The organism is Nostocoides vanveenii (assembly GCF_039531165.1).
Lineage (GTDB): Bacteria > Actinomycetota > Actinomycetes > Actinomycetales > Dermatophilaceae > Nostocoides_A > Nostocoides_A vanveenii.
The window spans coordinates 66,182-78,547 of record NZ_BAAAPN010000047.1 but is presented as its reverse complement, the minus strand read 5'-3'; the positions used below and the strand labels follow the sequence as shown (position 1 = coordinate 78,547).

The window sequence follows — 12,366 nt, the reverse complement described above, 5'->3', positions numbered from 1 at the left end:
CTGAGAGGACATCATGTTCCGCCGACTCATTCGCATCCCGACCGTCAGCGCCCACTGCGACCTGCCCTGCGGTGTCTACGACCCCGCGCAGGCGCGCATCGAGGCCGAATCCCTCAAGGCGATCTGCACCAAGGTTGCCGACAACGACGACCCCGACTTCCGAGTGCGGGCCGCGATCATCAAGGAGCAGCGCTCCGAGTTGGTCAAGCACCACCTGTGGGTGCTGTGGACCGACTACTTCAAGGCCCCGCATTTCGAGAAGTACCCGAACCTGCACACCCTGGTCAACGAGGCCACCAAGCTCGCCGGCGCCAGTGGCACCAAGGGCAGCTTCGATGTCGACGTCGCCGACCAGCTGCTGGCCAAGATCGACGAGATCGCGACGATCTTCGCCGACACCAAGAAGGCCTGAGCAGACCGCAGACCCGGTCGCCCGAAGGTCACCGAGCGCCTAAGCGGCGGGTGCGCGCCAGCCCCCCCCCCGTTTAGGCGTTCTCGGTGACCCGGGCGAGCGCGTCGACCACGGCCGGGTCGTATTCGTAGCCGAGGCCCAGGTGGATCCGCTCCAGGGCCGCAGCCCGGGCCGAGCGCCGGCCCCGGGTCAGGTCGTCATAGGCATTGGCGACCTTGACGATGCGGCCGGTCACGGGGATCGTCTGGCCCTGTTCGCGCAACTGCCGGAACTGCACGATGCTCCCGCGCACCGCTTCGACCATCGGCTCGGGCAGCCCGGCGGCCTCGATGATGCGCACGGTGTCGAGGACGACCTGCGCCTGCTCCGCCGGGGCTGCGCCGAGCGTGGCGCCGTCCGGGATCGGTTCCGCCAGCGTGACCTGCCCGACGTCGTGGACCAGGGCGGCGTCCCGCACCGCCAGCAGATCCAACGGCCCCAGCCCCAGTTCCTCCCCCAGGGCCACGCTGAGCCGGGCGACGCGCTGCGCATGGCCAGGGTTCGTATGACCGGTTTCGTCACTCAGGCGCGACAGCGCGGTGATCAGTTGGTGTTGAATATCGCGGATCCGTTGGGCGCGGCGCAGCGCGATGACCGCCGTGGCGATCGGCACGAGATAGAGCGGAAGGGCCCACACGCCGATGGCCGGGTAGGCGAACGCCATCAGCGCGCCGACATTGGTCATGATCGCGCCGACGGCCCCCGAACGCTCCAGATCGGCGCGGACCAGCGCCAGCCAGGAGATGCGCCAGGTGCGTGAGCGCGAGGCGGTCCATAGGGCGATCTCGACGCCGACGCCCACGGTGGCCGCGCCGATCAGCGCTAGGGCGCCGAGCCAGCGCGGCACGTCGGGTCGCTGCCACCACTGGATCAGATCCGGCCCGAACATCTGGCTTCTCCCGAGCGCGGCCACAAAACCGACGCCGATGAAGCGTGCCGCGAGATCGCTCAGTGGCGCCGGGCGCCCGGTGAGCGCCAGCACGGCGCCACCCGCCGCCAGTCCAAGCGCGACCGCCAGGACGGCTTGCGCCAGCGGCAGCCCGCCACCGTCACGCCCAAGCGGCGCCAACACCAGCCCGACCGCCGTCGCCGTGCTCACCGGCGCCAGGAGCCGATCGCCGAGGTCAAGGCGGACCAGTTCGCCCGCGGCGATCACGACCAAGGCGAGCGCGACGAAGGGCAGGGCACGTCGATCCACGGCCTGACCCGACTGGATCCACCCCACGACGGCGGCGATGACGATCCCGGCGGCCAACGCCGGCACCACCGTCGCGCCGCTGCGCAACGGCACGCTCATCCGGACGTCCCGGGGTCGCCGGCCACGGTCTCGGCGGACCGAGCGATCCCGCGATCGAGGGGGTCGACGCGTTCGAGGACCCGGCCCAGGGCCGCGATGACCGAAGGATCGAAGCGGTCGTCCTGCTGCTCCAGCAGCCGCCCGTAGGCGAGCAGGTGCGGCTCGCGCGCACCGGCGGGCACGTCACGAGCGCGCACCCGTGCATACGCATCGGCGACGGCTAGCACCCGGGCGGGCCGGAGCGGCCGGCCGACGCCGTCGTCGGGGTCGCGGTAGCGCTGCAGGATGGGCAGCGCCGGGGCCAGCACGTCCACGGAGTCGAGTGCGGAGATCGCCGAGCGGCGGCCACTTCCGTTGGGCAGCGCGAGCGCGTCGATGCCGTGCAGCGCTCCGGCTAGGCCGAGCGCCTGCGCATCTACCGAACTCATCGCCAGCTCATCGGCGATCCATTCGCAGATGCGCGCAACATCAGCGGCGTGGACCGCCGCACCGGGATGGCGCTCGTCCATGGCGGTGGTGAAGGCACTGACGGCACGTACCTGGGCGGTCCACTCATTGCTCCACTGCGCGACAGCGAATCGACTGACGACAAATATGGGCGCCAGCAGGACCACGCTCACGGCGCCGGCCCCGACGGGCACCCACGTCACCACGATGAGGAAGGCCAAGCCGATGGTGGCGAGATAGTCCAGGCCGGACTCTCGAAAAAGCCCCCGCATGGTTGTGCGCATCGAGATCCCGCGGCTGGCCCAGAGCACCCCCGCCACCAAGGTGGCTGTGGTGAGCGCCTGCACGATGATGCCCACCACGAGCCCGAGTCCCATCTGGATCAGGCCTCGGGTCTCGCCCAGGGCGGCTGCCGGGACCACGGGGGCGCCGAGGATCACATAGACCATGGCGGCCAGGACGCCCGCAAGGCAGCCGGTCGCGGCGTTGAAGACGATGCGCTGGGCGCCGACGGAGCGCCAGTTCGCGGCAGCGCCGACGATCGCGATGAGAGGGATACCCAGACCTGCGCCGACGGGGATCGCGGCCAGCATGATCGCTCCGGTCAGCGAGAGTCCGCGCCCGCGCCGGGAGTCGCGCCGCGCCAGATTGCTGATGCCGGCAACCAGGGCGAGCACCAGGGCATCGCTCCACCGACCCACCCCGTCGAGCACGAACCACGACGCGCCGAAGGCCACCAGGGCGGCCAGCGACGTTGCCAGAACGACCGCATCGGTGCGCAAGGCGAACTCGCGCTCGCGGCGCTCCTCACGCGTATAGGCGTCGCTGGCCCGGGGCGCCGGGGAGGTCACGCCATGGGAGCCTACTGGCCCTCGACCGTCCATTCCCAGATATCCGGACGGACACACCTGCCGTTACCGGCCTGCGGGGGGACTCCCGTGCACGGTGCCGGGGTGGCCGCCTGTGACGGGGGCGGGGGCGGGTCAGCCGCCGCGACACCGGCGGGAAGAACGACGGCCGAAGCGGCCAACACGGCGCCGGCGAGGAAACGACGAGGCGACATTCTGTGGCTCCGAGGAGGTCGGCGATCAGGGCGTGATCGCGGGCTGATGTGGTGCGATTGACCAAATATTCCCACCAGGGCGACACGCAGCGAAATGCCTTTCCTACCGAGCGGGCGCGGGACCGGTACGCACGGGTGCGACGCGGCATACCGAGATCAGGCGCACGGGTGGCCGAGCGAACGGCGTCTGGGCGAACTATGGGAGAATGGCCGGTATCGGGACGCTAAGTCGGCGACCCACGAACATCCCCCACCGGTATGGAGAAGGACCATGAGCAAGCGTGCCCGCAAGCGCCGCGACCGCAAGAAGAAGGGCGCCAACCACGGCCGCAAGCCGAACGCCTGAGCGTCGCATCACCAACGCCGCCACCCCGGGACGGGGCGGCGGCGTTTTGTCTGGTGGCCGTATGCGGCATTGGCCGGCTCGGTGGGCGGATGCCGGCGTGGGCGGCTCAGTCGGAGTAGCGAACCTCGATCGTGGTGATCCGCTGGACGATCATCGCGCGCAGGTGGGTCGGTGCCGACTCTGGTGGGCAGGACCGCTTGACCAGGGCCTTGACCATTGTGTCGAGGTCGTATTGCTGCAGGCAAGCGGCACAATGCGCCAGGTGGGCGGCGATCTTGGCGCTGTCGTCGGAGCCCATTTCACCGTCGAGATATTCGAAGACGCGGTGTAGGGCCTCGGAGCAGTCGGCCTCGTCGAGGTGGTGGCTCACGACTCCTCCGCTCCGGTGCGGGCGGCAGCGAAGCCGCGCTCGGCGGCATAGTCGGCCAGCAGCTCGCGCAGGAGGCGACGACCGCGGTGTAGGCGCGACATCACGGTCCCGATCGGGGTGCCCATGATCTCGGCGATCTCCTTGTAGGCGAAGCCCTCGACGTCGGCGAAATAGACCGCCAGACGGAACTCCTCCGGCAACTCCTGCAACGCCCGCTTGACCTCGGAGTCGGGCAGGTGGTCCAGCGCCTCGACCTCCGCGCTGCGCAGGCCGCGCGACGTGTGCGACTCGGCGCGTGCGAGCTGGTAGTCCTCGACCTCGGCCGCGTCGGACTGCAGCGGTTCGCGCTGCTTCTTGCGGTAGGTGTTGATGTAGGTGTTGGTCAGGATGCGGTACATCCAGGCCTTGAGGTTGGTGCCCGGTTTGAACTGGTGGAACGCGGCATACGCCTTGGCGTAAGTCTCCTGGACCAGGTCCTCGGCGTCGGCAGGGTTGCGGGTGGTGCGCAGGGCGGCGGAGTAGAGCTGGTCGATCAGCGGCATCGCCAGAGCCTCGAAACGCGCGCGGCGCTCCTGCGCGGTTTCGGTCGCGAGATCCACCTCCGGCTCGGGTGACACGTCGGTCGGCGGGGTGGGTGGGGTGGCAGTCATTGCCGACCAGCCTAGCCCCGCTTCGACGGGGGAGGGGGTCAATAGGACGAGCACGGGGCCTCCGGAGCAGGATGCGAGAGTCTGGTGAAGTTCAGCGCGGACGAGCCGGGCGGTATTCCCCGAGGTCCGACATGACAGACTTGCCGCGTTTAGTCCGGCGCTCCGCCGGCCCGCCGTTCCCGATTCACAAGGAGCCCGCTCGATGTGCGCCACCCCCTCCCCCGAGTTGACCGCGCTGGCCCAGGCCTATGGTGTGGCGACCGAGTTCTGGGACTGGCAGGGACGGCATACGACGGTCAGCGCCGAGACCATCGGGCAGGTCCTGGACGCCCTGGGCGTCCCGACTTCGACACCCGCCGAGTTGGTGGACGCGCATCGCCATCTGTGGCTGCGCCACTGGCGCCGGACGTTGCCGGCGACCGTCGTGCTCCGCGCGGGCTGGCGGCCGCACGTGGCCGTTCACGTTCCGCACGGCACGGCCGTCGGCCTGGTCGTCGAACTCGAGGAGGGTGGGCTCGTCGCGGTCCGCCAGGTCGAGAACTGGGTCGAGCCGCGCATGGTCGACGAGGTGCTGACCGGGGAGGCGACCTTCGAGGTGCCCGGCGACCTGCCGCTGGGCTGGCACCGCCTGCACGCCTTCGTCGGCGAGGCGAGCGAGCCGTCAGCGACCGCCGCGCTCATCGTCACTCCGGGACGACTAGATCTACCCGCGGGGCTGGCGCACCGGCGGATGTTCGGGTTGATGACGCAGGTCTATCAACTGCGATCGGCCAACTCGTATGGCATCGGCGATCTCGCGGACCTCGCCGACCTCGCGACGTGGGGGGCGGCCGATCTTGGCGCCGACTTCGTCCTGGTCAATCCCCTGCATGCCGCGCAGGCGACGGCACCCATGGAGGCCTCGCCCTATCTGCCGACGACGCGGCGCTTCGTCAACCCGGTCTACATCCGGGTCGAGGACATCCCGGAGGTCGGCTATCTGCGCTCGTCGCGGCGTTCGGCGGTGGCAAAGCTCGCCAAGCGCGCCCGCAAGCTCAACACCGCCGACGTCATCGACAGGGACGCGGCCTGGTCGGCCAAGAGCGCGGCGCTGCGGATCGTCCACGCCAGTGGCCTCAGCGCCCGGCGCCAGCGCGCCTTCGACGGCTTCTGCGAGCGCGAAGGCCAGGGACTCGTCGACTTCGCGACCTGGTGCGCCCTGGCCGATGTGCACGGACAGCCCTGGCGTCACTGGCCGCTCGATCTGCAGGATTCCGCGAGCGAAGCGGTCGCCGCGTTCCGTGACGAGCACCGCGCCGATGTCGACTTCTACTGCTGGTTGCAGTGGATCCTGACCGAGCAACTCGCCAGCACGCAGCACCTGGCCAAAGAGGCCGGCATGGCGCTCGGTGTCGTCCACGACCTGGCGGTGGGCGTCCACCCCGACGGGGCCGACACGTGGTGCCTGACCGACGCGCTCGCCCAGGGCATCAGCGTCGGCGCGCCCCCGGATCAGTTCAACCAGATGGGCCAGAATTGGTCACAGCCGCCCTGGCGGCCCGACCGGCTCGCCGAACTGGGTTATGCGCCCTATCGCGACATGTTGCGCACGGTGCTCCGCGATGCGGGAGGCATCCGCGTCGACCACATCATCGGCCTCTTCCGGCTGTGGTGGGTGCCGGACGGTATGACAGCGAAGGACGGCACCTACGTCCACTACGACCACGAGGCGCTCATCGGCATCCTGTGCCTGGAGGCCCACCGTGCCGGCGCTGTCGTTGTCGGCGAGGACCTCGGCGTCGTGCAGCCCTTCGCGCGCGACTTCATGTTCGAGCGCGGCATCCTCGGCACGTCGATCCTGTGGTTCGAGTGGGCCGACGGCCAGCCCTTGCCGCCGGAACACTACCGCGAGCTGTGCCTGGCCAGCGTGACCACCCACGATCTCCCGCCGACCGCCGGCTATCTCGGGCTGGAGCACGTCGCGATCCGAGAGGAACTCGGGCTGCTCACTCGGCCGGTCGAGGTCGAGCGCGAGCACGAGTTGGAGGCGATCGGCAAGGTCGCCGACGCCCTGGCCGCCCGCGACCTCCCGCACGACTCGGCCGATGTCGCGCCGTTCGTCGAATCGCTGCACCGCTATCTGGCCCGGACCCCGGCCAAGCTGCTCGGGGTGAGCGTCACCGACCTGGTCGGCGACCGCCGGGCGATCAACCAGCCGGGCACCGACAAGGAATACCCGAATTGGAAGCTGCCGCTGACCGGGCCGACGGGCGAACTGGTGACCATGGAGATGCTCACCCGGGGCCCGGGCCCACGCCGGATCACCCGCTGGTTGCGTCAGGAGACGGCGGTCCCGAAGAGCCGGCCGATGCCATAGGTCACGGCCATCGCCAGGATGCCGCCGAGAACCACACGCAGCACCGCGCGGCCGATGGCCGCGCCCCCGAGGCGGGCGCTGATATAGCCGGTGAGGGCGAGGGCGACCAGCACGACGACCACGGTCCCCGGGATGCGCCAACCCGTGGCCGGGTTGAGGATGGCCAGCAACGGCAGGAGTGCGCCCATGGTGAAGGAGATCATCGAGGCGATGGCGGCGTGCCAGGGATTGGTCAAGTCGTCGGGGTCGATGCGCAACTCGGCCTCGGCGTGCGCGGCCAGGGCATCGTGTTCCGTGAGCGCCTTGGCGACATCGAGAGCCAACCTCGGCGGCAGGCCCTTGCCCTCGTAGATCTCGGCCAACTCGAGCAACTCGGTGTGGGGCAGTTGGGCCAGTTCGAGGCGCTCCTTGGCGACCATCGCCCGTTCGGAGTCGCGTTGGGTGCTCACCGAGACGTATTCACCGACGGCCATGCTCATGGCGCCCGCGGCCAGACCCGCGAGGCCGGCGGTGAAGATCGCCGCCCGGTTGTTGGTGGCGGCGGCCACGCCGATAACCAGGCCCGCCGTCGAGACGATGCCGTCATTGGCGCCGAGGACCCCGGCACGCAGCCAGTTCAGTCGGCCCATCGCGCCGGCGTCGTGCGGCTCGTGGTGGGCACCCCCCGTCTCGGCGGCGGCCGCGGCGAGGAGCGTGGGATCCGCCTCGCTCATGCCTGATCGGCAGGCTGCGCGCCGAGCGCGTCGGCGTGCAACGCGATCCGGTGGGCGAGTTCGATGTCGAGTTGAGTCAGGCCGCCCGCGTCGTGCGTGCTCAGCACCCACGTCGTCGTGCGCCAGCGGATGTCGATGTCGGGGTGGTGATTCATGTCCTCAGCCTCGAGCGCGACCTCGTCGACCAGGGCGATGGCTGCGGGGAAGGTGGGTGCGGCATACGCGCAGCGGATCTCGTCGCCGGAGCGGGCCCAGCCGGGCAGGTCGAGCAGTTGGCGCGTGATCTCGTCGTCGGTCAGCAGTCGGGACACGCTGCCCACGCTACAGCGGGTCGGCGCTGGTGGCCTCACCGATCGACGACGGACCGATCAGGGAGCCGTCCAGGCTCGGATCGGATTGGACCAGCGTGGGATCGACGGCCTTCGCGCTGACCCGGTGCGCCGCGATCGCGCCGGAAGCGATGTCCTCGACATAGTGACAGGCCACTCGGTGCGTGGCCGGAATGCCCTCGATTTGCACCGTGCGCAACTCGGGTCGATCGGTGTCGCACCGGGTGGGCTGACGCCACGGACAGCGCGTATGGAAGCGGCACCCGCTGGGCGGGTTGGCCGGGCTGGGCAGGTCACCGGTCAGCAGGATGCGTTCGCGGCGATCCTCGATCACCGGGTCGGGGACCGGGACGGCCGACATCAAGGCGCGCGTGTAGGGGTGCAGGGGTGCGGCATACAGGTCATCGGCACCGGCCTCCTCGACCAGGGCACCGAGATACATCACGCCGACCCGGTCGCTGATGTGCTTGACCACGGCCAGGTCGTGGGCGACGACGAGATAGGTCAGGCCGAAATTGTCCTGCAACTCCTCGAGCAGGTTGATGACCTGGGCTTGCACCGAGACATCGAGAGCCGAGACCGGCTCGTCGGCGACGATCAACTTGGGGTCCACGGACAATGCCCGGGCGATGCCGATGCGCTGGCGCTGCCCGCCGGAGAACTCATGGGGGTATTTGCTCAGCGACTTGGCCGGCAGGCCGACGGCCGTGAGCAGTTCACGCAGGCGCCGGGTCGCTGCCGCCTGGTCCTTGGCCAGACCGTGCGCCTTCATGCCCTCCAGCAGGAGGGACTCCACAGACTGTCGCGGGTCGAGGCTGGAGAGCGGGTCCTGGAAGACCATCTGCATCTCGCGGCGCTTGCGGCGCAACTCCTCGCCCTGCAGTGAGGCGACGTCGACGCCGTCGAAATGCACGCTTCCTGCGGTCGGGGGTTCCAGCTTGAGAATCGCCCGGCCCAGGGTGGACTTGCCGCAGCCGGACTCCCCCACCAAGCCATAGGTCTCGCCGCGGCGGATGGCCAGATCGACGCCGTCCACGGCATACACATAGCCGACGGTCTTGTCGAAGATCACGCCCCGCTTGATCGGGAAGTGCACCTTGACGCCCTCGACGCGCAGCAGGACGTCATCGCCATCGGCGGGCGAGCCGGCCGGACGGGACTCGGTTTCAGTGGCCACGGGGCACCTCCACGGGGTTGTGGCAGCGCAGCGCCGTGCGGCCGTCGTCCTCGAACTCGGGGGTCTGCTCCCGGCACACCGGCAGCGGCTGGCTGCACCGGGGGGCGAAGGCGCACCCGTGCGCCCACGGCAGGTTGTCGGTCACCGATCCCGGTATGGGGTGCAGCGGCTCGCCCCGGGCGCCGTCCAGTCGCGGGATGGAGCCGAGCAGCCCGTGGGTGTAGGGATGCCGCGGAGCGGCGAAGAGTTCGTGGCGCGGGCCGCGCTCGACGATCCGGCCGCTATACATCACGTTGACCTCGTCACACAGGCCGGCGACCACGCCGAGGTCGTGGGTGATCATGATCAGCGCGGTGCCGCTGTCGCGGACGAGTTCCTTCAGCAGCTGGAGGATCTGCGCCTGGATGGTGACGTCGAGGGCGGTGGTGGGCTCGTCAGCGATGAGCAGGCGGGGTTCGCAGGCGAGCGCCATCGCGATCAGTGCGCGCTGGCGCATGCCGCCGGACAGCTGGTGCGGGTATTCCTTCAGGCGCCGGGTGGGGTCGGGGATGCCGACCTTCTCCAGCATTTCCCGGGCGTGCGGCATGGCCGCCTTACGCGACATCCCCTTGTGGCGTTCGAGGACCTCGGTGACCTGGATGCCGATCGGGACGACCGGGTTCAGCGAGGAGAGGGGGTCCTGGAAGATCATGCCGAGGTCGCGGCCCCGCCGCTCGCGCATGGCGCCCTTGGGAAGGGCGAGCAGGTCAGTGCCGGCGAAGACGGCGTTGCCGGAGACGCGGTTGCCGCGCTCGGGCAGCAGCCCCATGATCGCCAGCGAGGTGACCGACTTGCCGCTGCCCGACTCGCCGACCAGGCCGACGGTCTGACCGGGGCGGACCGAGAAGCTGACGCCGTCGACCGCGGTGAAGGGCTTCTCGCCCTGCCGCGAGAAGACGACCGAGAGGTCCCGGACGTCGAGCAGGGGCTCCTGCGCCCCCGGCGTCGGGGTCGAGGCGCTTGCCGTGGTCAACGTGGCCACGTCGTCACCGCCGCGTCTTGGGGTCGAGGGCCTCGCGCAGCGACTCACCCATCAGCGTGAAGCCGAAGGCGACGATGATGATGCAGGCCGCTGGGTAGAACGCGAGGTGGGGGTAGGAGCTGAGGTATTCCTGCGCGACACCGAGCATCTGTCCCCATTCAGGCTGGCGCTGGTCGGGATTGCCCATCCCGAGGAAGGACAAGGCGGCCGCGTCGATGACCGCCGTGGCGAGCACCAGTGTGGCCTGGACGATGACCGGCCCGAGCGCATTGGGCAGCATATGCCGGAAGACGATGGCGCCCCGCTTGACGCCGAGCGCGCGAGCGGCGAGGACGTGGTCGCTGTGGCGTTGGGCGAGCATGGTCCCGCGCAAGAGCCGGGCGAAGACGGGAATATAGGTCACCGCGATGGCGATGATGACCGTCCATTGACTCGGCTTGCTCGCCAACACCGCGATCGAGAAGGCCAGCAGCAACGAGGGCATCGAGAGCATGACGTCGACCGCGCGCATGACGGTCGAGTCGACCCAGCCGCCGATGGCACCGGCGAGCGTGCCGAGCACCAGTCCCCCGATGACCGAGATGATGGTGACGAAGACGGCGACGATCAGCGTCTGCTGGCTGCCGACGATCAACCGCGAGAGCAGGTCGCGGCCGCGGTCGTCGGCGCCGAGCGGGAAGCCGGGCTCCGGGCCGGGCACCGGGTTGGACTGCCGGCGGACCTTGTCGATCAGGTAGGCCTTGATCGGGTCGTGCGGGGCCAGCCATTGGGCGAAGACCGCGACCAGGACGAAGACGATGGTGATGGCGAGGCCGACCAGGAACACCCGGTCGCGGCGTAGCCGGCGCCAGGCGCTGGCGATCAGCGAGACACCGGGTCCCTCGTCCACGGCCCCGGCCTCGTCGACGCGCCCTGCCGTGGCGGCAAGGTCGTCGATCCGCTCCTTGCGCCGGGCACCGAAGGCGTGCCGGGACGTGCGGGCCACGGCGTCGTCGGCAGTGCCGGTCTGCGGTCGCTGCGTGGTGTCCTTCTCGGGCATACGGCTCACCTCGTCCGGACGCGGGGGTCGATGACGGCGTAGAGGATGTCGACCAGAAGGTTGACCAGGACGAAGATCGCCGCCGAGGCGAGGATCAGGACTTGGAGCACCGCGTAGTCCTTCTTCTCGAAACTGATCGCGAGCGCCTCGCCGATGCCGCCGAAGGAGAAGACCGTCTCGGTCAGGATCGCCCCGGCGAGCAGGCCGCCGACCTGCAAGCCGACCGTCGTGACGACCGGGAGCATGGCATTGCGCAGGACGTGGCGGCCGCGGATGACGCGGTTGGTCAGGCCCTTGGACTCGGCCGTGCGCACGAAGTCCTCGTCGAGCACTTCGAGGACCGAGGCTCGGGCGATACGGAAGATCACCGCGAAGGGGATGGTCGCCAGCGCCAGGCCGGGCAGGATCAGATGTTTGAAGGCGTCCCAGGCCGCGTCCCACTCGCGGGTGATGAGGCCGTCCAGGACGAAGAAGCCGGTGACGCGGGTCGCGTCCAGTCCGGCACTCTGGCGGCCGGAGACCGGGAGCCAGCCGAGTTTGACGGCGAAGAAGTACTTCAGGAGGAAGGCGAGGAAGAAGACCGGGACCGCGACACCGATCAGCGAGACGATGACGCTGGCGTTGTCGAACAGGCTCGCGCGCCGGCGGGCGGCGAGGTAGCCGAGCGGGATGCCGGCAGCCACCGCGACGATGATCGCGAAGGTCGACAGTTCGACGGTGGCCGGGAAGCGAGTCAGGAAGACGCCGAGGGCGTCCTTGCCGGGCTGGACGCCGTTGGAGGCGCCGAAGTTGCCCGTCGCGGCGCGTTTGAGGAAGCGCCAATACTGCACATAGAGCGGATCATTAAGGCCGAGTGCTGCCTCCAGGCGAGCACGAGACTCGGGCGTGGCACGGTCACCCAGAATCGCCGACACGGTGCCACCGGGCAGCGAACGCAGCCATAGGAAGAGGAGGAGCGACAAGACGAAAACGACGCCGACCATTTGGCCCAGGCGACGGATGATGAAGCGCAGCACCTTCTCACCCTCCCTTCTTCTCGTGGGCGAAACGTTAGCCGCCCCAGCACCGCTGGGGTGCTGGGGCGGCGTTCGTGTTGCGGGTCAGTGC

Annotated in this window: 13 protein-coding genes; 3 read left to right on the top strand and 10 right to left on the bottom strand. The window is 69.6% G+C overall.

Features of this window, described 5'->3' with window-relative positions:
* Nucleotides 1-13: 13 nt before the first annotated feature.
* Nucleotides 14-412 (top strand): superoxide dismutase, Ni, encoded by a 399-nt coding sequence (gene sodN, locus ABD209_RS10345; RefSeq protein ID WP_344065718.1) that lies wholly within the window; start codon nt 14-16, stop codon nt 410-412.
* Between the two features lie 73 nt (nt 413-485).
* On the opposite strand, the gene ABD209_RS10340 is transcribed toward sodN, so the two are convergent.
* The gene (locus tag ABD209_RS10340) at nt 486-1,748 is read right to left on the bottom strand and encodes an HD-GYP domain-containing protein (RefSeq protein WP_344065715.1); all 1,263 of its coding nucleotides are present in this window, start codon (nt 1,746-1,748) and stop codon (nt 486-488) included.
* Nucleotides 1,745-3,046 (bottom strand): HD-GYP domain-containing protein, encoded by a 1,302-nt coding sequence (locus ABD209_RS10335; RefSeq protein WP_344065713.1) that lies wholly within the window; start codon nt 3,044-3,046, stop codon nt 1,745-1,747. The genes ABD209_RS10340 and ABD209_RS10335 overlap by 4 nt, the downstream gene beginning before the upstream one ends.
* Nucleotides 3,047-3,529: 483 nt before the next feature.
* Between ABD209_RS10335 and ABD209_RS19835 the strand changes: the two genes are divergently transcribed.
* Nucleotides 3,530-3,604, top strand: coding sequence for a 50S ribosomal protein bL37 (locus tag ABD209_RS19835; RefSeq protein WP_369299113.1), 75 nt, complete (start codon nt 3,530-3,532; stop codon nt 3,602-3,604).
* A gap of 106 nt (nt 3,605-3,710) precedes the next feature.
* On the opposite strand, the gene rsrA is transcribed toward ABD209_RS19835, so the two are convergent.
* Both rsrA and ABD209_RS10325 read right to left on the bottom strand, forming a co-directional pair.
* Complete coding sequence (rsrA, locus tag ABD209_RS10330) at nt 3,711-3,974, bottom strand: mycothiol system anti-sigma-R factor (protein ID WP_324386580.1); 264 nt, start codon at nt 3,972-3,974, stop codon at nt 3,711-3,713.
* Entirely contained in the window at nt 3,971-4,624 is a 654-nt protein-coding gene (locus tag ABD209_RS10325) for a sigma-70 family RNA polymerase sigma factor (RefSeq protein ID WP_324386581.1), read from the bottom strand. The genes rsrA and ABD209_RS10325 overlap by 4 nt, the downstream gene beginning before the upstream one ends.
* A gap of 202 nt (nt 4,625-4,826) precedes the next feature.
* Here ABD209_RS10325 and malQ point away from each other — a divergent pair, with 202 nt between their 5' ends.
* Entirely contained in the window at nt 4,827-6,980 is a 2,154-nt protein-coding gene (malQ, locus tag ABD209_RS10320; RefSeq protein ID WP_344065711.1) for a 4-alpha-glucanotransferase, read from the top strand.
* On the opposite strand, the gene ABD209_RS10315 is transcribed toward malQ, so the two are convergent.
* From ABD209_RS10315 to ABD209_RS10290, 6 genes are read right to left on the bottom strand one after another with little or no spacing between them, the layout of a single operon-like run.
* Complete coding sequence (locus tag ABD209_RS10315) at nt 6,941-7,693, bottom strand: VIT1/CCC1 transporter family protein (protein WP_425564645.1); 753 nt, start codon at nt 7,691-7,693, stop codon at nt 6,941-6,943. The genes malQ and ABD209_RS10315 overlap by 40 nt on opposite strands.
* Nucleotides 7,690-8,004, bottom strand: a complete 315-nt coding sequence (locus ABD209_RS10310) for a 4a-hydroxytetrahydrobiopterin dehydratase (protein WP_344065709.1) — start codon at nt 8,002-8,004, stop codon at nt 7,690-7,692. Before ABD209_RS10310 ends, ABD209_RS10315 begins: the two co-directional genes overlap by 4 nt.
* Nucleotides 8,005-8,014: 10 nt before the next feature.
* Nucleotides 8,015-9,199 carry an ABC transporter ATP-binding protein gene (locus tag ABD209_RS10305; protein WP_344065706.1) on the bottom strand — a complete coding sequence of 395 codons (1,185 nt, stop codon included), beginning with the start codon at nt 9,197-9,199 and terminating at the stop codon, nt 8,015-8,017.
* Complete coding sequence (locus ABD209_RS10300; RefSeq protein ID WP_344065875.1) at nt 9,189-10,211, bottom strand: ABC transporter ATP-binding protein; 1,023 nt, start codon at nt 10,209-10,211, stop codon at nt 9,189-9,191. The genes ABD209_RS10305 and ABD209_RS10300 overlap by 11 nt, the downstream gene beginning before the upstream one ends.
* 13 nt (nt 10,212-10,224) lie before the next feature.
* The gene (locus ABD209_RS10295) at nt 10,225-11,259 is read right to left on the bottom strand and encodes an ABC transporter permease (protein ID WP_344065703.1); all 1,035 of its coding nucleotides are present in this window, start codon (nt 11,257-11,259) and stop codon (nt 10,225-10,227) included.
* Nucleotides 11,260-11,264: 5 nt separating this feature from the next.
* A complete protein-coding gene (locus ABD209_RS10290) occupies nt 11,265-12,275 on the bottom strand; it encodes an ABC transporter permease (protein WP_324386586.1) in 1,011 nt (336 codons plus the stop codon).
* Nucleotides 12,276-12,366 lie beyond the last annotated feature (91 nt).

Bases quoted from the DNA above. Each gene is read 5' to 3' on its own strand.
- sodN (WP_344065718.1), top strand. From the start codon at position 14: ATGTTCCGCCGACTCATTCGCATCCCGACCGTCAGCGCCCACTGCGAC.
- ABD209_RS10315 (WP_425564645.1), bottom strand. From the start codon at position 7,693: ATGAGCGAGGCGGATCCCACGCTCCTCGCCGCGGCCGCCGCCGAGACG.
- ABD209_RS10340 (WP_344065715.1), bottom strand. From the start codon at position 1,748: ATGAGCGTGCCGTTGCGCAGCGGCGCGACGGTGGTGCCGGCGTTGGCC.
- malQ (WP_344065711.1), top strand. From the start codon at position 4,827: ATGTGCGCCACCCCCTCCCCCGAGTTGACCGCGCTGGCCCAGGCCTAT.
- ABD209_RS10325 (WP_324386581.1), bottom strand. From the start codon at position 4,624: ATGACTGCCACCCCACCCACCCCGCCGACCGACGTGTCACCCGAGCCG.
- ABD209_RS10295 (WP_344065703.1), bottom strand. From the start codon at position 11,259: ATGCCCGAGAAGGACACCACGCAGCGACCGCAGACCGGCACTGCCGAC.